Below are 20989 nucleotides of genomic sequence, written 5' to 3'. Positions count from 1 at the left end.
GCGATGCGGATCACCGGAGATTGGCTGGAGCGGCCCGCGACGCAAAGCGTGCTGGCCTGCCTGACAGAGGCTGGGCATCAGGCCCTGCTGGTCGGCGGTTGCGTGCGCAACGCCCTGCTGGGCGCGCAGGTGGCGGATGTTGATATCTCCTCGGACGCAAGGCCTGAAACAGTCACTAATCTTGCCGAAAAGGCCGGTTTCAAGGTGGTTCCCACGGGGATTGACCACGGCACAGTGACGGTGATTGCCAGCGGCGTCCCGCATGAGATCACCACCTTCCGCCGCGATGTGGAAACCGATGGAAGGCGTGCGGTTGTGGCCTTCTCGGACAGCCTTCACGACGATGCGGCGCGGCGCGACTTCACGATGAACGCGCTTTACGCCCAAGCCGATGGAACCGTGCTGGACCCGCTTGGTGGTCTGCCAGATCTGCAAGCGCGGCGTTTGCGCTTCGTGGGCGAGGCTGAGACGCGCATCCGCGAAGACTATCTGCGCATCTTGCGGTTCTTTCGCTTTCACGCTTGGTATGGCGACCCTTCCGAGGGGCTTGACCCGGAAGGGCTGGCCGCCTGTGCAGCACTTTCCGCAGGGTTAGAGACGATTTCGAAAGAGCGCATCGGGGCAGAAATGCGCAAATTGCTGGCGGCACCGGACCCTGCACCCAGCGTCGCGGCGATGGCACAGGCTGGGGTATTGCGTCAGATCTTGCCCGGCGCGGACCCGCGCGCCCTGGCACCGTTGGTGCATCTGGAAGACGGGCTTCCTGCGCGCTGGCAGCGCCGTTTGGCGGTGCTGGGGGGCGCAGATGTGGCCGAGGCTTTACGCCTTTCGACGGCCGAGCGGCGACAAATGGCGCAGCTGGCTCAGGCACTCTCTGGCCCTGCAGCGCCTGCGGTTCTGGCGTGGCGTATGGGGGCCGAGGGGGCCCGCGATGCCGTGCTGGCGATGGCCGCGATGACGGGTGCGCCCACGCCGCAGGGATGGGCCGCCGAGGTCGCCCGTGGCGCGGCCGCGACCTTCCCTGTCAAGGCTGCCGATCTGCCGCATCTGAGCGGCCCGGCGCTGGGCCGTAAGCTGAAAGAGCTGGAACAAAGCTGGTGCGACTCGGTTCTGCGGATGAGCCGGGAGCAGCTTCTGGCGTGACAAAAGCGGCGTTTTGCGCTAGCCAAGCCTTAGCCAAACGAAGGAGCGGACCATGAACGATGGGTTTATGCGCCACCTGATTTGACAGGTCGTGACCCATCTTGGCGCGGCCTGATGCTGCTGCCTTTGCTCTGACACTCTTGGTTTTTGCGAGATTTCCCAAATGTTTGGCTTCTTCGAAACGCTTGTCGATCCCTACGCCCCCTATAAGCAAAGCGATGCGCCGCCGCGCAAGCTTTGGCCCTTCTTGAGAGAATATGTGCAGCCCTTCCGCGCGGTCTTTGCCGTGACAGCGCTTTTCTCGGTTGCGGCGGCTTTCATCGATGTCGCGATGATCTGGTATGTGGGGCGGCTGGTCGATCTCTTGACCCAAAGCACGCCTGCGGCCTTCCTTGCCGATCATTGGCTTGAGATGCTGCTGGTGGCGGTGGCGGTCTTGGTGCTGCGGCCGATCATTCTGGTCGGCAACGTGGCTCTTTTGCACAACACGATCTTGCCGAATTTCGGCACCATGATCCGTTGGCGCGCGCATCGTCATGTGCTGCGCCAGCCGGTGGGGTGGTTTGAAAGCGATTTCGCCGGGCGGATCGCCAATCGGATTATGCAAACGCCTCCGGCGGCGGGCGATGCGGTGTTCCAGACCTTTGATGCGATGGCCTTTGCCTCGGTCACGGTGATCGGTGCCGGGATTATGTTGGCCGAGGCTGACCCGCGCCTGCTTTTGCCTTTGGTGGTTTGGTGCGCGCTTTACCTTTTGCTGGTGCGCTGGACGATCAAACGCGCGGGGCCGGCGGCGATGGCTTCCTCGGATGCGCGTTCGGCGGTGACGGGGCGGGTGGTGGATGCCTATAGCAACATCCATTCAGTGAAGCTTTTTGCGCATCACGACACCGAATTGGCTTATGCCAAAGAGGCGATCGAGACGGCGCGCGACACCTTCCGCAAGGAAATGCGGATCATTACCAAGATGGATCTGGCGCTGACGCTGCTGAATGGCGTGCTGATCGTCTGGATCATCGCTTGGGCGATCTGGCTTTGGGTGGATGGCGCGGCAAGCGTTGGCGTCGTGGCTGCGGCCTCGGCGCTTGTGCTGCGGCTGAACAGCATGACCTTTTGGATCATGTGGGCGTTTTCCTCGTTGGTGCAGGCACTTGGCGTTGTGCAAGAGGGGATGGAGACCATTGCCCAGCCGATCCAGCTGGTCGATGCTCCGGATGCCAAACCGCTGGAGTTCCGCGAGGGGCTGATCGAGTTGCAAAACGTCAGTCACCATTACGGTCGCGGCTCGGGCGGTTTGCGCGATGTGTCCCTGACGCTGCGGCCGGGTGAGCGGTTGGGCGTGGTGGGCCGTTCGGGCGCGGGCAAATCGACCTTGGTCAAACTGATGCTGCGGTTTTACGACACCGAAGCCGGCAAGATCCTGATCGATGGTCAAGATATCTCTCAGGTCAGCCAGGAATCTCTGCGCCGGAAGATTGGCATGGTGCAGCAAGACAGCTCGCTGATGCATCGCTCGGTCCGCGATAATATCGCCTATGGTCGCCCGGACGCGACCGATGCGCAGATCATCGAGGCGGCCAAGCAGGCTGTGGCGCATGATTTCATCCTGACGCTGGAAGATCCGCAGGGCCGCAAGGGCTATGATGCGCATGTCGGTGAGCGTGGCGTGAAGCTGTCGGGCGGCCAGCGGCAGCGCGTGGCTTTGGCGCGGGTCATTATGAAAGACGCGCCGATCCTGATTTTGGACGAGGCGACCAGTGCCTTGGATTCTGAAGCCGAGGCCGCGATCCAAGAGGCGCTCTATGGGGTGATGAAGGGCAAAACCGTGATCGCCATTGCGCACCGTCTGTCGACGATTGCCGAGATGGACCGGATCATCGTGCTGGAAGATGGCGCCATCGTGGAAGAGGGCAGCCACGCGGATCTTCTGGCGCTGGACGGGCTTTATGCGCGGTTTTGGGCCCGCCAATCGGGCGGCTTTATTGGTTTAGAGGTTGAGGAGGACGGGTTGTGAGCTTGGTCTCAAGGCTGGGCGCCAGCATTGACGCCTTCCGTCCGGCTGAGGGCAGCCCCCCGCAAAGCCTTGGCGCCTTCATGCGCTGGTGCCTTTCGGGATCGTGGGGAATGCTGGGGGTGGCGGCGGTCTTCTCGGCGCTGGCCGGGGTGACCGAGGTGTTCTCGGCCCTGATCTTGGGCTGGGTGATCGATGCCGCGGTATCCACCGAACCGGGGGCATTCTTTGCGCAAAACTGGCACTTGGTCTTTTGGTTCTTCGCGTTCTACCTGATCCTGCGTCCGCTGGCCTTTGCCTTCTCCACCGCCACCAACAGCATCGTCATCGGCCCCAATGTGCTGCCCTTGGTGTTGTCGCGGCTGCACCGCTGGACGCTTGGCCAAGCGGTCACCTTCTTTGACAACGACTTTGCCGGGCGCATCGCGCAAAAGCAGATGCAAGCGGCGCGGGCGGTGACGGATGTCGCTTCCGAGGTGATCAACACCGTCTTCTTCGCTTTGGCCTCGGTCATCGGTTCGGCTGTGTTCCTGATCGCGGTCGATGCCAAGGTGGCATTGGCACTCTTGTTGTGGCTGGTCGCCTATCTGGGGCTGATCCGGTTCTTTCTGCCGAAGATCCGCGCCAATTCGGCGGCGCGGGCGGCGAGCCGGGCGATGGTCTCGGGCCAAGTGGTGGATACGATCACCAATATCAAAACCGTGAAGCTTTTCGCCCATGCCGCCTTTGAAGACCGGGTGGCGCTGGAATCGATGGGGGTGTTCCGCGACCGCTCGCTTGAGTTTGGCGTGATGTCCACTTGGTTCCGCTTTAGCCTGATGGTGCTGGCGGGGGTTCTGCCGGTGCTGTTGATCGGCGGCACGGTGATGCTGTGGCAGGCGGGCGCGGCCACGGCGGGCGAGATTGCGGCTGCCGGGGCGATTTCGCTGCGGATCGCGCAAATGTCAGGCTGGGTCAGCATGGCATTGATGGGGATCTATACTTCGGTTGGAGAGGTTGAGGACGGGATGCGCACGCTTTCCGCGCCGCATACGCTCAGCGATGCGCCGGGGGCGCGTGATTTGCCGCGCCTGAAGGGCCAGATCGATTTTGACGATGTGACCTTTGCTTACGGGCGCGCGCGCGGTGGGGTGCAGGGCGTTAAGCTGCATATTCAAGCCGGGGAGAAGCTGGGGATCGTTGGCGCGAGTGGGGCGGGGAAAAGCTCGCTCGTCTCGCTGCTCTTGCGGCTTTATGATCCCGAACAAGGCCGGATCTTGGTCGATGGTCATGATCTGCGCGAGGTGAAGCAAGAAAGCCTGCGCCAGCAGATTGGCATGGTCACGCAGGAAACCGCGATGTTCAACCGCTCGGCGCGGGACAATATCGCCTATGGTCGCCCCGATGCCTCGCAGGCCGAGATTGAGGCGGCGGCGAAGGCGGCGGAAGCGCATGAGTTCATTGCCACGATGGTCGATCATCAGGGCCGCACCGGCTATGACGCCTTTCTTGGCGAGCGCGGGGTGAAGCTTTCCGGAGGTCAGCGCCAGCGCATCGCTTTGGCCCGCGCCTTCCTGAAAGACGCGCCGATCATGGTGCTGGATGAGGCGACCTCGGCCTTGGATTCGGAGGTTGAGGCCAGCATCCAAGCGGCACTTGAGCGGGTGATGCAGGGCAAAACCGTGCTGGCGATCGCGCACCGGCTGTCTACGATCGCCGCGATGGACCGGATTATCGTGCTTGATCGCGGTCGAATCGTCGAATCCGGCACACATGAGGCGCTTTTGGCCAAAGCTGGGCTTTACGCGCGCTATTGGAACCGGCAAAGCGGCGGTTTCATCGGCACAGAAGACGAGCAAGACGCGTGACGCTTACCATCGACAGATTGGGCCATCTGGGCCACGGGATCGCCGCTGGGCCGAATGGTCCGGTCTATGTCTCGGGCGTGCTGCCCGGTGAGGTGGTTGAGGGGGAGCTGGTTGGCGATAAGCTGGAAGGCGTTCGTATCGTCACGCCCAGCACTGACCGGGTGAAACCGCCATGCCCGCATGCCAAGGCCTGCGGGGGCTGCCAGCTGCAACATGCGTCTGAGCCTTTCCTGGCGCGGTGGAAGCGTGAGGTGGTGGCGAATGCTTTGGCGGGGCAGGGGCTTTCTGCCGAGCCTTTGCGCGACGGGGTGATCACCTCGCCCGCGCGCTCGCGCCGCCGCGCGACTTTGGCGGCACGCAAGACCAAGGGCGGGGCTTTGGTTGGCTTTTACGCCCGCGGCTCGGATGTGATCATTCCGGTGCCGGGGTGTCTGCTGCTGGACCCATCGTTGATGGCGCTTTTCCCGGCGGTCGAGGCTTTGGCCATTTTGGGCGGCTCGCGCACCACAACGCTTTCGGTGACGCTGACCCATAGCCTGACCGGCCCGGATGTCCGGGTCGAAGGCGGCAAGCCTTTGGATTCTGAGCTGCGGATGGAGCTGGCCCGGCTGACCGAGCGCTTTGCCTTGGCGCGGCTGACGTGGGACGATGAGACCGTGGCGATGCGCGCCACGCCCGAACAGGGCTTTGGCCGCGCAAGGGTGCAAATGCCGCCCGCCGCCTTCTTGCAAGCCACTGCCGAGGGCGAGGCCGCTTTGGTCGCCGGTGTGGTCGAGGCCTTGGGCCCGCAAAAACGTGTCGCGGATATCTTCTCGGGTCTTGGCACCTTCACTTTCCCGCTGGCTGAGACGGCTGAAGTCGCCTCGCTTGAGGGGGAGACCGTGATGGTCGAGGCGGTGAGCAAGGCGGTGCGCGGCACCCAAGGGCTGAAAAAGATTGTCGCTTTGCGTCGCGATCTTTTCCGCAACCCGCTGGAGGTTGAGGATATGCGTGGCATGACCGGGGTGGTGCTGGACCCGCCGCGCGCCGGGGCCGAGGCGCAGGTGCAGCGGCTTGCCGCCAGCAAAGTGCCGGTGATTGCGATGGTCTCTTGCAACCCTGCCACTTTCGCGCGCGATGCCCGCATTCTGCTGGCGGGCGGCTATCAGCTGGATTGGGTGCAAGTGGTGGACCAGTTCCGCTGGTCGCATCACGTCGAGTTGGTGGCCCGGTTCCATCGCCCCGACTGACGGATCCGTGAGCCAGCTCACGCAGCTATTGCTTTCCTGAACCGCCAATCTGGGCTATGCGCATCGCCAAAAGCTAAGACCAGAATTGGCATGGGCAGTGATGCGGGCAATTAAACTTTTTCTTATGATGGTGCTTCTGACCGGCGTTGCCGCCTGCGGAAGCTCTAAGTTCAAGCGGTATAACGGGCCCGAGGTCACCTCGATTCAAGTCCATAAGGCCGAGCGTAAGATGTATCTGCTGCACAATCAGAAGGTGCTGAAGAGCTACGATATTGCGCTGGGCTTCGCGCCCGAGGGGCATAAGCAATACGAAGGCGACGGCAAAACGCCGGAAGGCACCTATCAAATCAGCTATAAAAAGCCTGATTCGACCTATCACCTGTCATTGCGCATCGATTACCCGAACCGTTTGGACCGCGAATTTGCCCATAGCATGAACAAATCGCCCGGCGGGGATATCATGATCCACGGTGGCCCGCTGCGGCCGATCCGGCAGCGTGATTGGACTGCGGGCTGCATCGCGGTGACCGATAAGGAAATGGAAGTGATCTATTCGATGGTAAATGTGGGCACCGTGATCCACATCCTGCCCTGACCGCGCAATCGCATCGCATTCTATGACAAAGGGCCCACGCGGGGCCCTTTTTCTTTTGGTTCAGGTGGCTTGGCTTGGCGGCTTAGCCGCCCGTCACCATCGTCCACCAGATTTTGCCATTGTTCTCTTGGAACCAAGCAAAGCCGATTTCGCGCGCCGCCGGATCCAAAATGATTGCCCGCGTGTCAGGCTGCGCCATCCAAGCCGAGAGGGTCTCAAGCTCGGTCTGATAGGTCTCTGAGATCGCCTCGCCCGAGAGACGGCCGTTATAGCCGACGCGCTGCACGCGGGTCAGCGGCGAAGAGCCGTCCGAGCCAAAGTGCCAGGGGCGGTTTTGCAGCGACATGTCGCGCGAATGCGTCTCGGCCGCAGCGTTGAGCTGGGCGTTATAGCTCAAAGGTTGCGCACCTTTGGCCGAGCGCAAGGAATTTACCGCGTCGAGCAAGCGGAAGGGGATCTGCTCGGCCACCGCTGGGGTGATCCGGTAGACCTGCGGCAAGGGCTTGCCGTCCGCCCCCAATTGGACCCGAGCGCTTGGCACACAGGCCGCCAAAGTCAGGGCCGCGCCAAGCACCACGAAACTGCGTCTGTTCATTCACTCCACCCGATCACGTCAGCCAATGGGGATTTCTGCCGCAGCTGTAACGAAATCACCGCCATTGATCAAACCCAAGTCTGCGTGAGCCAAACGCGCAAAGTCGCGCTTGGCTGCATGGCCTTTTGGCACAGGCGGCGGATTTCGGGATCAAAGCGGCGTGAATTGCAGAGTTATTGCATTCTCGATATCCTATCACACAGGATCACAATGACGCAGGAGCCTGTCATGACCGCCGAAAGGCTGACCCGCCGTGCCATTCTGGGTGGTGCCGCCGTCGCATTCGGAGCTGCTGCTGTTGGGCCGGTTTTGGCTCAAGAGGGCAGCACCGAATTTGCGCCGCCCGCCTCCAGCACCGTGCGCAACAATATTTCTAGCTTCCGGATGTTGGATTGGCGCGGGTATTTCGACAACACGCGCAACGGCGCGATCTTGGTCGATATCACCTCGCGCGCCTTGCATTACTGGTCCGAAGATCAGTCGATCTACCGACTTTACCCAAGTTCGGTCCCTTTGTCGGATGAGCTGACCCGCAAGGGCCGGACCGAGGTGGTGCAGAAAGTGGTGAACCCGCCGTGGCGCCCCACGCCCTCGATGAAAGAGCGCAATCCCGAATGGCCGGATGTGGTCGAGGGTGGTTCGCCCGACAATCCCTTGGGCACGCGCGCGCTTTATCTCAGCTGGACCTATTACCGAATCCACGGCACGCATGACACTCGGAAGATCGGTCGCCGTTCGTCGAACGGCTGCATCGGGCTCTATAATGAACACGTCGAAGAGCTTTTTGGGATGACCAAAGTCGGTACACAGGTGTTGCTAATTTGACGACATGATGTTGTCGCGAAGGCCAGAGTTATAAGCCTCATTGCAATTCCTGGATTGTGCGGATTAAGAGAGGCTTACGAGGAATAGTCTTGGGTGCATGCCGTCGCCTCTGCAACAAACGACGGTCTGCAATAACTGGAGGTTAACATGAAGAAACTTGCGCTCGCAGCTGCAATGACCGCTATCGCTACCGCTTCCTTCGCTGGTGGCATGGTTGAGCCGGTTATGGAACCGACCGTCGTTGAAGCAACCACTTCGTCGTCGGCTGGCGGCATCGTTGTTCCGCTGCTGCTCCTGCTCGTGGTTGCTGCTGTCGCAGCTAACTGAGTTCGAAGCAAATTCGGAAAAGACGGCAGTGCAAACTGCCGTCTTTTTCATTTCTAAAGCCTTGTTTCTGCGACTGAAAACGACCTGTCCCTAAGGAAGTTCCGGCCTCGCGCCGCAGGGCCAGTTGAAGGCCGTAGCGTCTTCTAAGCCGCCGAGATCTTCACCCTTTCAGCCCAAAATCCTCAGTGCCCATCCACGCCTATCGAGGCATGCCGCTAGGGTTTTTCCCAGCGGCAAAACGCCCGTAAAGCGGCTCAAAAGCGACGGCTTGGTTCAGCGAATCCAGCCCGCCAGATTCTCTTCCAGCACCGAAACCAAAGCGCTGATATGCGCCGGTTGGTCGTTCAGGCAGGGAATATAGGTGAAAGACTCACCCCCCGCATGCTCGAAAGCCTCGCGGATCTCGCCGTTGATTTCCTCAAGCGTTTCGATGCAATCGGCGCTGAAAGCGGGCGCGATCACGGCAATGTGTTTCTTGCCCTGCTTCGCCAACTCGGCCACATGCTCGACCGTATAGGGCTTCAGCCATTCCTCGGGGCCGAAGACCGATTGGAAGGTGGTGTCGATCATCTCTTTACCCCAACCCAGCCGCTCGCACAGCAGGCGCGAGGTCTTTTGGCATTGGCAATGGTAGGGGTCGCCTTGGGTGAGATAGCGCTGCGGCATACCGTGGTAGCTGGCCACCAGCACATCAGGTTTACGCTCTAGCTTGTCATAGGCGGTCTGCACCGACTGGGCCAGCGCGTCGATATAGGCGGGATGCTCGAAATATTCCGGCACCACCCGCGCCGCAGGCTGGCGGGTTTCCTTCATCAAGGCGCGGAAGAATTGGTCATTGGCGGTGGCCGAGGTCGCCCCGGCATATTGAGGATAAAGCGGGAAGAACACGATCTTATCGCAGCCCGCGGCTACCATCTCACGCACCTTCGATTCCGTCGAAGGATTGCCATAGCGCATGCAGAAATCGACCATGACCTTGTCGCCATAGCGGGCCGAGACCTCGGCCGCGATCGCCGCAGTTTGCGCTTTGGTGATGGTCATCAGCGGGCTTTCACCCTGCTCGTGGTTCCAAATCAGCTTGTAATTCGCGCCCGAGGTGAAGGGCCGTTTGGCCAAGATCACCGTCTGCAACAGCGGCTGCCATTTCCACGACGGGTAGTCGATCACCCGCTTATCCGAGAGAAACTCGCTCAGATAGCGCCGCATCGACCAATAATCATAGCCATCGGGCGTGCCGAGATTGGCCAGAAGAACCCCGATCTTCGGGCGGGGGACCTTGGGGTGGTCGGCGGGCTTGTCCATGATCGGCTCCAACTTTGGCTTACCCCGGAGATAGCGCCTTTGCCCCCGCCGTCAACCGGGCTGCGACCCTTTGCGCAGCGGCATTTCCGCCGTGTTGAGCGCATCGGCCAGCCTTTGTTGCGCTGATCCCGGGCGCAGGGGCTTTTGCTGGCCCTCATGTTCGGCCCAACCAGTAAGGCAGAGGATCTCAAAGGTGGCGGGGATTCGGCCATCCTCAGCTTGGTAGCTTTGCTGGTAGAGCTCGGCCGCGCGCAGCAGCACCTTGCGCCGTGTCGGGCGGCGCAGGCGCTGCGCCAAAGCATTGCCTTCGCCCATCGCGCGCAGATCGCGCATCAGATGCAGCGCGCTGCGGTAGCGCACGGTTTGGGTGAAGCTGTCGGCGACCGGCAAAGCCAGGCCCGCGCGTTGCAGCAAAGCGCCCAAGTCGCGGATTTCGCCCATCGGCAGCACGCGCGGCGATAGGCCGCCCGTCACTTCGGCTTCAGCCTCGGCCAAAACGGCGCGCAGCTCTTGCAGGGTCTGGCCCCCGAAGAAGAGCGCGAGCAGGAGGCCATCGGGCCGCAAGACACGGCGGGCCTGCACAAGCTGGCCCACGGGGTCATTCGCCCAGTGCAAAGCCATCGCATGCACAACAAGATCAAGGCTTTGTGGGGCAAGGTTCAGCGCGTCGTCATCGGGAACCATGCGCAGATTTGGCAGAATGCCGCGCAGCTCTGCCTGCCAGAGTTCCGGATAACCGGTGATCACTGCGGCATCCGTAAAGGTTCTATTAACCGATTCCAGCCTCTCCTTCACCTCATCGATCGCGGTTTCCTGCAGGAAAAGCGCAGGCTCGGGCAAAGACAAAGCGCGGGCGCGGTTGCGCATCAGCGCGGGGCGGTCGGTGAGAAGCGGGGCTTGGGTCATGGCGGCGGACCATAGGGGGCCGGGATGGGCTTGCAAAGGGTGATCGCGGCGCTTTACCCGCCGCAATGCATGGCTTGTCACGCATTTGTGGCCAGCGATTTCGGGCTTTGTCCGGCGTGCTGGCGGGACACGGCCTTTATCTCCGGGCTCACCTGCTGTGCCTGTGGCAGCCCGATTCTTGGCGAACCTTGCGAGACTGAGGCGCGCTGCGACGACTGTCTCGCTATGCCGCGGCCTTGGAGTGAAGGCCGCGCGGCGCTTTTATACCGCGACACCGCGCGCCGCTTGGTGCTGGCCTTGAAACACGCCGACCGGATGGAGCTGGCCCGTCCCGCCAGCCTTTGGCTTCAACAAGCGTCCGGTGATTTGATCGGTGCTGAGACGTTGATTGCCCCGGTGCCTTTGCATTGGTGGCGGCTGATTCGCCGCAAATACAATCAGGCAGCTTTGCTCTCGCAGGCCCTGGCCGAACGGGTGGCTGTGGATCATTGCCCTGATCTTCTCCTCCGGCATCGTTCGACCGGCTCGCAAGAGGGCCGCAGCCGCGAGGAGCGTTTTGCCAATCTGCGCGGGGCTATCCGCATCAATCCGCGCCAAGCGGCCCGACTCAAAGGCAGGCCGGTGCTAATTGTGGATGATGTGATGACCTCAGGCGCGACTTTTACCGCCGCCGCCGAGGCCTGTCTTTCAGCGGGTGCCGCGCGGGTTGATGTGCTGGCTCTGGCGCGCGTTGCGAAGGATCCCTAAATCCCTATAGTCCACCGTGGATAAGGGATATGTTATGAAAACGGTTGAGATCTACACGACCCCGATTTGCCCCTATTGCCTGGCCGCCAAGCGGCTCTTGGATCGCAAGGGTGTGGCCTATCAAGAGACCGATGTCAGCCGCGATCCCGCGCTGCGCGAGGCGATGATGGAGCGGGCGGGCGGTCGTCGCTCGGTGCCGCAGATCTTCATCGGCGGGGCGCATGTCGGTGGCAGCGATGATATCCATCTTTTGGACCGCGAAGGTCGGCTTGACCCGATGCTGGCCGATTGATGCGGGCGGCGCTGGTCCAACTGACGGTCAGCGATGATCCGGTTGCCAATCTGGCGGTGACGCTGGATCTGGTGGGACAGGCCGCGACGGCGGGCGCGGGCTTCGTGCTCACGCCCGAGATGACCAATGCTTTGTCGTCAACCCGCGAGCATCAGCGCCAAATCTTCCGGCCCGAGGCCGAGGATCCCACTTTGGCCGCGCTACAGATGGCGGCAAAGGCGCATGGGATTTGGCTTTTGATCGGCTCATTGGGTCTTTTGACCACGGATGCCGATGGCCGCTTTGCCAACCGCAGCTTCCTGATCTCGCCCGAGGGTGAAATCGCGGCGCGCTATGACAAGATCCATATGTTCGACGTCAATGTGACCGAGACTGAGGTTTACCGCGAAAGCGCGGGCTACCGGCCGGGGAATAAGGCAGTGGTCGCCGATGCGGGCTTTGCCAAGATTGGCATGGCGGTTTGCTATGATCTGCGTTTTCCCCATCTTTTCCGCCGCTTGGCGCAAGCGGGCGCGCAAATTCTGACCGTGCCCGCCGCTTTCAACCACATCACCGGGGCCGCGCATTGGGAAGTGCTTCTGCGCGCCCGCGCAATCGAGACCAGCTGTTTCGTGCTGGCCCCGGCGCAGACCGGTTTTCACGCCGAGGCGCATGGCAAGGGCCGCCGCACCTATGGCCATGCGCTGGCCATCGCGCCTTGGGGTGAGATTTTGGCCGATGCGGGCACCGAGCCGGGCATAACCTTGGTCGATCTGGATCTGGCACAGGTTGACGCGGCGCGGGGCCGGGTGCCCTCGCTGATCCATGACCGCGAGTTCAGCGGGCCATGAGCCGGTCCGATAAGCCCGCAGATCGGGTCACAGATCGCGTCGAAGACATCGCCGTGGCGCTTTTCGGTGAGCTTTTTATGACCGATCAGCTGGCCCGCAATCGGGTCTCGAAAATGCTGCCGCGCGGGATGGAGCTGTCGCACTTCTCGGTGCTGAACCACCTTGCTCGCATCGGGGATGAGCGTACGCCGGCCCAGCTTGCCAAGGCGTTTCATGTCACCCGTGGGGCAATGACCAACACTTTGGCCAAGCTGGAATGGGCCGGTCATATCCACATTCGCCCCGATTGGGATGATGCGCGGCGCAAATTCGTGGCGATCAGCCCCTCGGGTCGGGCGGCGCGAGATGCGGCGGTGCAATCGGTATCACCTTTGATTGCCGAGGTGGTCGATGCTTTGGGTGCCGACCGGGTGCGTCAGGTGCTGCCGGTGCTGCGCGAGCTGCGCGGACGGCTTGAGGGCGAAGGCTAGCCGCGCCCCTAAGTTGCCGCCCGTTAATCCGCCCGATCGAGGATCAACTGCGAGGTGCGGCCAAGGCCCAGCACGCCGCCGATCAGCCCCATCACCACATTCGCCGAAGTGACCTTGCTTTCCGTGGCCATCACCACATCTTGCGCTTGAATGGTGAACTGGCCCGCACTGAAGAGCCCATCTGCGCTGGTCATGTCGATCACGAAGATCATCCGTTGCTTTGGCGGTCCCTTGCCATCGCTGCGCACCGCCTTAGCCGGATAGTCGCGCAAGATCAGAATGCCCTTGGCATCGGCCCGCGACTCGTTCAGCCCGCCAATCAGCGCCAAAGCGTCCAAAGCGCTGATCCGATCCTGCGGGAAACGCACCATCGCCTCGCGCCCGGCGGCACCGAGCGACAGGAAATAGCGTTCATCCGGCTCGACATAAACCTTGTCACCACCGCGTAATGTGGTGTCGAGGCTGGGATTTTTCAAAAGCCGATCGGCCGAGATCGAATAGATCTTACCGTCACGCATCAGCCGCACATAGGGATTGGTCTCGACCGCCGGCACGCCACCCCCCAATGCCAGAAGGCTGAGCACGGTAAAGTCGCGCGACGGCAGCGGGTAAGAGCCGGGCCGCGGCACGCCCGAGATCAGATCCACCGTGGATTTACGACCGGCGCTGTGATTGATCAGCACCTGCGTTGCAGGAGTTTGCACTGCCAGTTTGGCTTGGATCGCCTCGCGCGCCTGATCGACGGTCATATTGGCGATATAGACCTTGTCGGCGAAGGGCAGGAAAACCGTGCCATCGGCAGAGACGGTAAGGCCTGGAAGCGCCACGACTTTTTGGCCGGGCATGATCAAAAGGCTGCCCTCACCGGTCTCCCAAATGGTGATATCCACCCGGTCGCCTGCGTTAATCAGATTGTCCGAGGGGCCGCGCTTGTTCTCAATCCAGCCCGTTCCCGCCATGCCGCCTTTGCCACTGCTGGGCCATTTCGAAACCCTCGCATATGTGGTGCGATCCACATAAAGCACGTTAAAATCCGAGGTTTCATTTTCAGATCCTGCAAGGATTTGGCTGGCTTGCCCGCTGCCTTTCGGCAGGCTGCAGGCATTTAACAAACAAAAGCTTGTCGCAAGAAATGTCGCAGAGACGAAAGGGCTAAGCTTCATCAATAACTCCGGCCCCGCGAACCGTCCGATGGACAAGGGGGGCCGAGCGACCATAATCTTTGCAAAACATCGGTCAATCACCTCTGGAGCATTTACTGTGCAAAGAGTGGGGGCAATTTTGGGTCCGCATCCTTTAATTGTGACCGGAGCGGGCGGTAAGCTTGGTCGAATTTTGCAAGCCGGCTGGGCACTTGGCAGAAATTTGGTCGATGGCTCTAGGGCTTCTCCGCTTTGGATAGCGCGCAAAGGTCGTGGCGATGTTTTTTGGGATATGGGCGCTCAGGCATTGCCCGATAGCCTTTGCAAGATCCTGCCAAAGGGCGCAGTTGTCTTGCATTTGGCGGGCGTCACCCAAGGAGATGAGGCGCAATTGCAGGCCAATATTGATTTGTTGGGGCCGCTGCTGGAACTTTGCGCCCGCAGTCAAGCGCGTCGGTTGATCTTTCTTTCAACCGCAGCGGTGTATTCATCCGGATCCTTGCGGGCCGAGAGCGCAGCCGTGGCTCCGGCCAGTGCCTATGGCCGCAGCAAAGCGCAGGCCGAAGCGCTTTTACGCGACCGTGCCACGCTTGCTCTGACGCTGCTGCGCTTGGGAAATTTGGCTGGGGCTGATGCGCTTTTGGGGAGGCCTGCGCCGGAAAAAATTTTATTGGATCAGGTCGGAGGCCATGCCGAAGGTCCGCTGCGCTCTTGGATTGGCGCGCGGGCTTTTGTGCAGGCAATACAAGCGCTTTGTCAGATGGAATTGCCAAGTATCCTTAATCTGGCACAGGAACCGCCGCTGCGAATGGGCGCTTTGCTCGATGCGGCGGGTTTGGATTGGCAAGCCGGGTCGCAGATGGCCGCCGTTCCCGAGGCAACATTGGATCTAAGCCTGCTGCAAAGCATTCTGCCTTTGCCGCCCGCCTCACCGGGCCAGATTGCTGCTGAAGCGGCTTGGGCAAGGCAGGTGCTTGCATGACGCCGTCAAAGCGCCTCTTCGACATTGTTCTGGCGCTACTTTTAGCTGCGATTCTGGTCATTCCGGCCGCTTTGATCGCGCTCAGCCTTTTGATCCTCGACGGGAGGCCGGTCTTTTACCTCTCCGAGCGGATGCGCAGCCGCGAGCAGGGGTTCCTGTTGTGGAAGTTCCGCACCATGCGCCCGGAATTGGGCGACAGCGGCGTCTCAGGCGGGGATAAAGCGGCCCGGATCACCCGATTGGGCCGGATTTTGCGCAAGCTGCGGCTTGATGAGATTCCGCAGCTTTGGAATATCCTCAAAGGCGATATGAGCTTTGTCGGCCCACGCCCGCCCCTTCGGCGCTATGTCACGCTGTTTCCAGAGATTTATTCAGAAGTTTTGCGCAGCCGTCCCGGCTTGACCGGCATGGCAACGCTCTATTTTCGGCGCCATGAAGAGCGGATATTGGCAAGAAGTCTCAGCGTAAGTGAAACGGAAGCGCTTTACATCCGGCGCTGTATCCCCCGCAAGGCTAGGTTGGATTCTCTGTATCAGGAGCAGAGAAGTGTTTGCTTTGACCTGAAGATGATATGGAAAACTCTGCTGCAAGTTGTGATTCGCCGATAAGCGTTTGAATTGCCGGTGGATTGCATGGTGTCGTGTTTCACTTGCAAATTATTCTCGTGCCTGTGATGAATTTGGGAAAGGAAGTGCCCACCATTAACAAAGGTTAATTGCGTGACACGAGCATTTCGCACTTACTTGCTTGGATTCGAACGACGATTGCGGCGACCACATAAGGTGTGGGTCATTTTGCTGGCTGACGCACTTTCGGTGCCGTTTTGTTTTTTACTAACAACTTTACTGGTTTATGGCTCGATTTGGCCTGAGACTCAAATCGAGCGGCTGGCCATTCTCTTTCCCGCGCTGACCATGCTTGGCGCTTTGGCCTCGCTCGCGGCGGGATTGCCGCGCATTAAGCTGAAGACATACAGCAGCTTCTCGGCGCGGGGCATTTTACCCTTTGCGGTGATGGTCGGACTGGGTGCGCTGTGCCTGACGCTTTTGCCGCAGATGCACTTTCCGCTTCTGGGCATAATTACCTTTGTGATGATGGTCTTTCTATGCGCCATCTTTGTGCGCGTTGGAATGTTGCGCATTTTTCTTTGGGTGCTGGCCACCGATCAGCCGCAGTTGCGGGTGGTGATCTATGGCGCGGGGCGCACAGGGCAACAGCTGGCCTCGGCGCTGCAATCGCATGAGACGATTTCGGTGGTGGCCTTTGTCGACGATAACCCGGCGCTGCATGTTCAAAGTCTGATGGGGCGGCGGATCTATCCCCCGCAAGAGCTGGCGCGGCTGGTGCGGCAGTTTGACATTCAGCGTGTGCTATTGGCCATGCCGTCGATGTCGGCGCCGAAACAGGCGCAAATCTCGCGGCGGCTGCAGGCGCTTGGGCTAAGCGTGCAGGCTTTGCCGTCTTTCGCGCAGCTTATCGGCTCTGAGGCACTGGTGGAGCAGCTGACCAATGTGCCCAATGGGCAATTTTTGGGGCGCAGCCATCTGGACGATGTATTGGCCAGCGCCTCAAACGCGTATCGCGCAGCATCGGTGATGATCACCGGTGCAGGGGGCTCGGTCGGGGCCGAGCTGTGCCGGCAAGTGCTGCTGCATCGCCCGCGCCGGCTGGTGCTTTATGAGGTCTCGGAGCTGGCGCTTTACACGATCGAACGCGATCTGCGTGAGCTTTTGGAAGCCGCCGGTCAGGCCGATCAGGTAACGCTGGTGCCGGTGTTGGGAACAGTGGCCGACGGGCGGCTGACACGGGCAGTTTTGGCCCAGCATGAGGTTGAGATCGTCTTCCACGCCGCCGCCTATAAGCATGTGCCATTGGTCGAGCAAAACCCCGTGGCGGGGATAGCCAACAATGTCTTTGGCACCCGCGTGCTGGCCGAAGCTTGCTCAGAGATTGGGGTGCGGCGCTGCATCTTGATTTCTACGGATAAGGCCGTGCGGCCTTCGAACGTCATGGGCGCCAGCAAGCGCCTGGCTGAGTTGGTGATCCAAGATCGCGCCAAGCGCAGCGCCGGCACGCATTTCGCCATTGTGCGCTTTGGCAATGTCTTGGGTTCCTCTGGCTCAGTGATACCGCTGTTTCGCGAGCAGATCGCCAAAGGCGGGCCGATCACGCTGACCCATGATGAGGTCACGCGCTATTTCATGACCATCGCCGAAGCGGCGCAATTGGTGCTGATGGCAGGCTCGTTCGTCGAAGATGGCGGGCAAGGGGCTGAAGATGGCATGGGGGCCGAGGTCAGCGCCTCTGCTGCCACCTCGGCCAATGTCTTTGTGCTGGATATGGGGGAGCCGGTGCGCATCCGCAAACTGGCCGAGCAAATGATCCAAGGTGCGGGCTGTAGCCTGCGCGATGCGGCCAATCCAGACGGGGATATTGAGATCAAGATCATTGGGTTGCGCCCCGGTGAGAAGCTGCATGAAGAGCTTCTGATCGGACAGGGGCTTTTGACCACGCCACATCCCAAGGTGCTGCGGGCGACCGAGGAATGCCTCTCCGAGCTCGAGATGGCCAATGCGATGCAAGAGTTGACCCGGATGATGGTGCAAGGCGACGTCGAGGCGATGCGGGCGCTGGCGATGCAGTTGGTGCAGCCCAAAAACGCTGTGGCGGCGACGATGTCATTTGCAACGTGAAGCTGGCGATGCGGTTTAGGGCCATATCCACGGGGCTTGCCCGGTCCGACCTTGGCTCGCATACTTGCACAAGGGATTGTGAAGGAACGTGAGCCGAGCATGAACCACCCTACCGCCAGACGCGTCATCGCCTTGATTGCGGGCCTTTCCTTTCTCAGCAGTCTTACGGTCAGCCTGTGGGGCGGCGTTGCCCCGGCCCGGGCCGAGATGCGCCCCAGTCTGTCTTTTAACGGCGTGCCGGGTGTTATCGACATGCCCTCGGGCGAGGCGATGAAGGATGGCATGGTGGCGATCACCGCCAGCACCTTTGGCGGTCAGCTGCGCTCAACTTTGACCTTTCAGATCACGCCAAGGATTTCGGGCAGTTACCGCTTTTCCAACACGCGCAATTGGAATGACGCTTTGTTGCCGGGCGATCCGCTGAACGATGGCTATGACAGTTACAGCGACCGCGCTTTTGATTTGCGGTTTCTGGTGTTGGAAGAGACGGCCCATCTGCCCGCGCTGAGCATCGGCCTGCAGGACTTTGTTGGCACCGGCAAGAACTCGGCCGAGTACATTGTGGCGACCAAAAACTTTGGCGAGAGGCTGAAGGTGACAGCCGGTCTCGGTTGGGGCCGCTTGAGCAGCTATAATGACATTGGCGCAACGGGCAGACGGCCACCGATTGATATGGGTGTCAGCGGTGGCAAGCCCTCGGCTGAGCAATGGTTTCGCGGTCCATTTGCACCCTTTGCCGGGGTGGAATGGCAGATCAATTCAAACTGGTCGGTGAAGGCCGAGTATTCCTCGGACGCCTATGACGAGGTTGCGGGCGCACGAAAGGTTTTCGATCGCGCCAGCCCTTTCAACTTTGGCCTTGAATATCGTTACGCCGACAGCACGCGGCTGGGGATCTACTCGCTTTACGGCAGCGAGATCGGCTTCAATATCCAGCTGACCTTGGACCCCAAAGAACGCGCCTCGGGTGGCATTCTTGGTCCGGCTCCGATGGCCGTTGGTCTGCGTCCCAGTCGCAGCGCTGACCCCGAGGCTTGGGATCAGGGTTGGATCGCCCAGACAGGAGCTGCCGAGACGTTGCGCAGCAATCTGTCGAAATATCTCGCCGCCGATGGGCTGATCGTTGAGGATTTCTCCTATACCGCCACCAAGGTGCATCTGCGTGTGCGCAACACCCAGATCGACTCCGGCCCGCAAGCCATAGGCCGCGCTGCACGGGCGCTGAGCCGGGTGATGCCCGCCTCGGTTGAGGTGTTTGAGATTGTGCCGGTGGTGCGCGGTATGGGGGCTTCGCAAGTCACCCTGCGCCGCAGTGATCTTGAGGTGCTGGAGCACAGCCCCGCCAATGACTTGGCGCTGCGGCAGCGTGTGGTGATCAGCGATGCGGGCCCGGTCTCGCAAGGCATTGGCGACAAGAGTTATAAGCGGTTCAAATGGGGGTTGGCCCCCGCCTTGCGGATCTCGGAACCTTTCCACGGTGATCTGGGGCTGCGCGCCTCGGCCAGCTATGAGATCCGGCCGGGTCTGGTGTTCTCGGGCGCGGTCTTCCAGCGTTTGGCGGGGAATTTTGACGCTTGTGAGTTCTGCAAGCCCTCGCTTCTGCCGCCGGTGCGCAGCGATGGGGCGGCCTATAATTTGGGCTCTGACACCTCGCTCGATCGGCTACAACTGGCGTGGTATGGCAAAGCCGCGCCCAACCTTTATGCCCGCGCGACCGTTGGCTATCTGGAACGCATGCACGCCGGCCTTTCGACCGAGTTGTTGTGGAAGCCCGTCGACAGCCGTCTCGCGCTGGGGGTGGAGGTGAATTACACCAAGCAGCGCGATACCGATGGCTTTGGTTTCGGTGACTATGACTATGCCGTCGCGACAGGGCATGTCTCGGCCTATTACGATCTGGGCGGCGGCTATCTGGGGCAGTTGGATGTGGGCCGTTACCTTGCTGGCGACACCGGCGCGACCCTGTCGCTGGACCGCGAATTTGCCAATGGTATCAAACTTGGTGCCTATGCAACGCTGACCAGCGCGAGCGCTGCCGAATTCGGCGAGGGCTCGTTCGACAAGGGCATTCGCTTGACCGTGCCGATCAACTGGCTGCTTGGCCGCCCCGATCGGCGTGAGTTCAGTGCCACGATGCGTGCGCTGCAACGCGACGGCGGCGCCCGGCTTGAGGTTGACGGCAGGCTTTATGACACCGTCCGCGACTACCACCTTGGCGTTATGGACAGACAATGGGGCCGGGTATGGCGCTAAGGATGATAAGGGGGCCGATACGGCTTGTTGGTGCTGCTTTGCTGGGGCTGACGCTTCTGGCTGGTTGTGGCGCGATCATGAGCAAGCTGCCGGGTATGGGGGGCGCGACGCGGGTCGATCTTGATCACGTCAGCCGTGCGCAATTGGAGGCATTCGGCAAGCCGATCCTGCGCGCTCGCATCCCTGCGCTGGGGATCGACAGCCTTCTGTCACCGCGCGACCAAAACGGCGGCATGACCACTTGGGAAGCGGCCGAAGGTTACACTTTCACCTTCCGCGGTGGGGTGCTGGTGGAAACCCGCGGCCTTGGGCCGGATCTGATGTCAGCCTTGGTGCCTTCAACGGCCGAGATCGCCAGCGGCAGCGCCACGAAGCGCAGCTATTTCTACACTTGGGAAGAGGATGCCAATCAAAGGCGCGACTATGCCTGCACCAGCCTCGGCATGGGGCAAGAGCGGCTTGAGGTTTATGGTCGCGCCCATGTCACCCGCCATATCGTCGAAACCTGCAGCCGAGATGGCGGCCAGCTTTCAAATGAATTCTGGTTTGAAGGCAATAGCTTGCGGCAATCGCGGCAATGGATCAGCCCCAAAGCGGGATCTGGTGTTTTTCTTTGGGTGATTGACTGAATGGCAATTTGCTGCCGATTTTCAGGCTGATGTGAGCTTATAAAACTGTTGCAAGCTGGCATCTGCAATATTCGAATATGGGGGTGCGCAATTATATCTTTCTCTTTTCTTGAAATGGCGAAGATAATAGCTGCGCTAAGACTAAGATCGAAGTGACCTGTAAAGATCCAT

General features: G+C 60.8%; 20 protein-coding genes. 16 read left to right on the top strand and 4 right to left on the bottom strand.

The features are described 5' to 3' along the window. Positions 1-3 precede the first annotated feature (3 nt). The 5 genes from Q9295_RS02135 (at position 4) to Q9295_RS02115 (ending at position 6825) form a co-directional block, all read left to right on the top strand. Positions 4-1143, top strand: a complete 1140-nt coding sequence (locus Q9295_RS02135; RefSeq protein WP_306678854.1) for a CCA tRNA nucleotidyltransferase — start codon at positions 4-6, stop codon at positions 1141-1143. A 163-nt stretch (positions 1144-1306) separates the two neighbouring features. Further along, entirely contained in the window at positions 1307-3157 is a 1851-nt protein-coding gene (locus Q9295_RS02130; protein ID WP_306678853.1) for an ABC transporter ATP-binding protein, read from the top strand. Continuing rightward, complete coding sequence (locus Q9295_RS02125) at positions 3154-5001, top strand: ABC transporter ATP-binding protein (RefSeq protein WP_306678852.1); 1848 nt, start codon at positions 3154-3156, stop codon at positions 4999-5001. The genes Q9295_RS02130 and Q9295_RS02125 overlap by 4 nt, the downstream gene beginning before the upstream one ends. Then, on the top strand, positions 4998-6230 hold the full coding sequence (locus Q9295_RS02120; protein WP_306678851.1) for a class I SAM-dependent RNA methyltransferase: 1233 nt from the start codon (positions 4998-5000) through the stop codon (positions 6228-6230). Before Q9295_RS02125 ends, Q9295_RS02120 begins: the two co-directional genes overlap by 4 nt. 100 nt (positions 6231-6330) lie before the next feature. Next, the gene (locus Q9295_RS02115; RefSeq protein WP_306678850.1) at positions 6331-6825 is read left to right on the top strand and encodes a L,D-transpeptidase family protein; all 495 of its coding nucleotides are present in this window, start codon (positions 6331-6333) and stop codon (positions 6823-6825) included. Between the two features lie 82 nt (positions 6826-6907). On the opposite strand, the gene dalA is transcribed toward Q9295_RS02115, so the two are convergent. Continuing rightward, positions 6908-7420: a divisome-associated lipoprotein DalA gene (gene dalA / locus Q9295_RS02110; protein ID WP_306678849.1), complete on the bottom strand. Its 513-nt coding sequence runs from the start codon at positions 7418-7420 to the stop codon at positions 6908-6910. A 228-nt stretch (positions 7421-7648) separates the two neighbouring features. Between dalA and Q9295_RS02105 the strand changes: the two genes are divergently transcribed. Together Q9295_RS02105 and Q9295_RS02100 are read left to right on the top strand one after the other, a co-directional pair. Beyond that, the gene (locus Q9295_RS02105) at positions 7649-8245 is read left to right on the top strand and encodes a L,D-transpeptidase (protein WP_306678848.1); all 597 of its coding nucleotides are present in this window, start codon (positions 7649-7651) and stop codon (positions 8243-8245) included. A gap of 147 nt (positions 8246-8392) precedes the next feature. After that, a complete protein-coding gene (locus Q9295_RS02100; protein ID WP_306678847.1) occupies positions 8393-8572 on the top strand; it encodes a hypothetical protein in 180 nt (59 codons plus the stop codon). Positions 8573-8845: 273 nt separating this feature from the next. On the opposite strand, the gene hemH is transcribed toward Q9295_RS02100, so the two are convergent. Both hemH and Q9295_RS02090 read right to left on the bottom strand, forming a co-directional pair. Next, positions 8846-9874, bottom strand: a complete 1029-nt coding sequence (gene hemH, locus Q9295_RS02095) for a ferrochelatase (RefSeq protein ID WP_306678846.1) — start codon at positions 9872-9874, stop codon at positions 8846-8848. A 51-nt stretch (positions 9875-9925) separates the two neighbouring features. After that, positions 9926-10780 carry a methyltransferase domain-containing protein gene (locus Q9295_RS02090; RefSeq protein ID WP_306678845.1) on the bottom strand — a complete coding sequence of 285 codons (855 nt, stop codon included), beginning with the start codon at positions 10778-10780 and terminating at the stop codon, positions 9926-9928. 24 nt (positions 10781-10804) lie between these two features. Between Q9295_RS02090 and Q9295_RS02085 the strand changes: the two genes are divergently transcribed. Genes Q9295_RS02085 through Q9295_RS02070 form a run of 4 tightly spaced genes read left to right on the top strand, consistent with a single transcriptional unit; the run spans position 10805 to position 13119 of the window. Continuing rightward, entirely contained in the window at positions 10805-11527 is a 723-nt protein-coding gene (locus Q9295_RS02085; RefSeq protein ID WP_306678844.1) for a ComF family protein, read from the top strand. Positions 11528-11561: 34 nt separating this feature from the next. Beyond that, on the top strand, positions 11562-11819 hold the full coding sequence (gene grxC / locus Q9295_RS02080; protein WP_306678843.1) for a glutaredoxin 3: 258 nt from the start codon (positions 11562-11564) through the stop codon (positions 11817-11819). After that, complete coding sequence (locus Q9295_RS02075) at positions 11819-12649, top strand: carbon-nitrogen hydrolase family protein (protein WP_306678842.1); 831 nt, start codon at positions 11819-11821, stop codon at positions 12647-12649. The genes grxC and Q9295_RS02075 overlap by 1 nt, the downstream gene beginning before the upstream one ends. Further along, positions 12646-13119: a MarR family winged helix-turn-helix transcriptional regulator gene (locus tag Q9295_RS02070; protein ID WP_306678841.1), complete on the top strand. Its 474-nt coding sequence runs from the start codon at positions 12646-12648 to the stop codon at positions 13117-13119. The genes Q9295_RS02075 and Q9295_RS02070 overlap by 4 nt, the downstream gene beginning before the upstream one ends. A 23-nt stretch (positions 13120-13142) precedes the next feature. Here Q9295_RS02070 and Q9295_RS02065 read toward each other — a convergent pair whose 3' ends face one another. After that, entirely contained in the window at positions 13143-14144 is a 1002-nt protein-coding gene (locus tag Q9295_RS02065; RefSeq protein ID WP_306678840.1) for a polysaccharide biosynthesis/export family protein, read from the bottom strand. Positions 14145-14310: 166 nt separating this feature from the next. Between Q9295_RS02065 and Q9295_RS02060 the strand changes: the two genes are divergently transcribed. From Q9295_RS02060 to Q9295_RS02040, 5 genes are all read left to right on the top strand, one after another. After that, positions 14311-15243, top strand: a complete 933-nt coding sequence (locus tag Q9295_RS02060) for an NAD-dependent epimerase/dehydratase family protein (RefSeq protein WP_306678839.1) — start codon at positions 14311-14313, stop codon at positions 15241-15243. Next, on the top strand, positions 15240-15851 hold the full coding sequence (locus tag Q9295_RS02055; RefSeq protein ID WP_306678838.1) for a sugar transferase: 612 nt from the start codon (positions 15240-15242) through the stop codon (positions 15849-15851). The genes Q9295_RS02060 and Q9295_RS02055 overlap by 4 nt, the downstream gene beginning before the upstream one ends. A gap of 186 nt (positions 15852-16037) precedes the next feature. Beyond that, the gene (locus tag Q9295_RS02050) at positions 16038-17936 is read left to right on the top strand and encodes a nucleoside-diphosphate sugar epimerase/dehydratase (protein WP_306678837.1); all 1899 of its coding nucleotides are present in this window, start codon (positions 16038-16040) and stop codon (positions 17934-17936) included. A gap of 99 nt (positions 17937-18035) precedes the next feature. Next, positions 18036-20189, top strand: coding sequence for a YjbH domain-containing protein (locus tag Q9295_RS02045; RefSeq protein WP_306678836.1), 2154 nt, complete (start codon positions 18036-18038; stop codon positions 20187-20189). Positions 20190-20266: 77 nt separating this feature from the next. Further along, complete coding sequence (locus tag Q9295_RS02040; protein WP_306678835.1) at positions 20267-20818, top strand: YjbF family lipoprotein; 552 nt, start codon at positions 20267-20269, stop codon at positions 20816-20818. Positions 20819-20989: the final 171 nt, after the last annotated feature.

This window comes from Pseudogemmobacter lacusdianii (assembly GCF_030848395.1).
In the GTDB taxonomy this organism is placed as follows: domain Bacteria; phylum Pseudomonadota; class Alphaproteobacteria; order Rhodobacterales; family Rhodobacteraceae; genus Pseudogemmobacter; species Pseudogemmobacter lacusdianii.
This window is presented reverse-complemented; position numbering and strand designations above follow the sequence as displayed.

Coding starts and splice junctions, on each gene's coding strand:
- Q9295_RS02135 (WP_306678854.1), top strand. CDS start 4: ATGCGGATCACCGGAGATTGGCTGGAGCGGCCCGCGACGCAAAGCGTG.
- Q9295_RS02130 (WP_306678853.1), top strand. CDS start 1,307: ATGTTTGGCTTCTTCGAAACGCTTGTCGATCCCTACGCCCCCTATAAG.
- Q9295_RS02115 (WP_306678850.1), top strand. CDS start 6,331: ATGCGGGCAATTAAACTTTTTCTTATGATGGTGCTTCTGACCGGCGTT.
- dalA (WP_306678849.1), bottom strand. CDS start 7,420: ATGAACAGACGCAGTTTCGTGGTGCTTGGCGCGGCCCTGACTTTGGCG.
- Q9295_RS02105 (WP_306678848.1), top strand. CDS start 7,649: ATGACCGCCGAAAGGCTGACCCGCCGTGCCATTCTGGGTGGTGCCGCC.
- Q9295_RS02100 (WP_306678847.1), top strand. CDS start 8,393: ATGAAGAAACTTGCGCTCGCAGCTGCAATGACCGCTATCGCTACCGCT.
- hemH (WP_306678846.1), bottom strand. CDS start 9,874: ATGGACAAGCCCGCCGACCACCCCAAGGTCCCCCGCCCGAAGATCGGG.
- Q9295_RS02090 (WP_306678845.1), bottom strand. CDS start 10,780: ATGACCCAAGCCCCGCTTCTCACCGACCGCCCCGCGCTGATGCGCAAC.
- Q9295_RS02085 (WP_306678844.1), top strand. CDS start 10,805: ATGGGCTTGCAAAGGGTGATCGCGGCGCTTTACCCGCCGCAATGCATG.
- grxC (WP_306678843.1), top strand. CDS start 11,562: ATGAAAACGGTTGAGATCTACACGACCCCGATTTGCCCCTATTGCCTG.
- Q9295_RS02075 (WP_306678842.1), top strand. CDS start 11,819: ATGCGGGCGGCGCTGGTCCAACTGACGGTCAGCGATGATCCGGTTGCC.
- Q9295_RS02070 (WP_306678841.1), top strand. CDS start 12,646: ATGAGCCGGTCCGATAAGCCCGCAGATCGGGTCACAGATCGCGTCGAA.
- Q9295_RS02060 (WP_306678839.1), top strand. CDS start 14,311: ATGGACAAGGGGGGCCGAGCGACCATAATCTTTGCAAAACATCGGTCA.
- Q9295_RS02055 (WP_306678838.1), top strand. CDS start 15,240: ATGACGCCGTCAAAGCGCCTCTTCGACATTGTTCTGGCGCTACTTTTA.
- Q9295_RS02045 (WP_306678836.1), top strand. CDS start 18,036: ATGAACCACCCTACCGCCAGACGCGTCATCGCCTTGATTGCGGGCCTT.
- Q9295_RS02040 (WP_306678835.1), top strand. CDS start 20,267: ATGAGCAAGCTGCCGGGTATGGGGGGCGCGACGCGGGTCGATCTTGAT.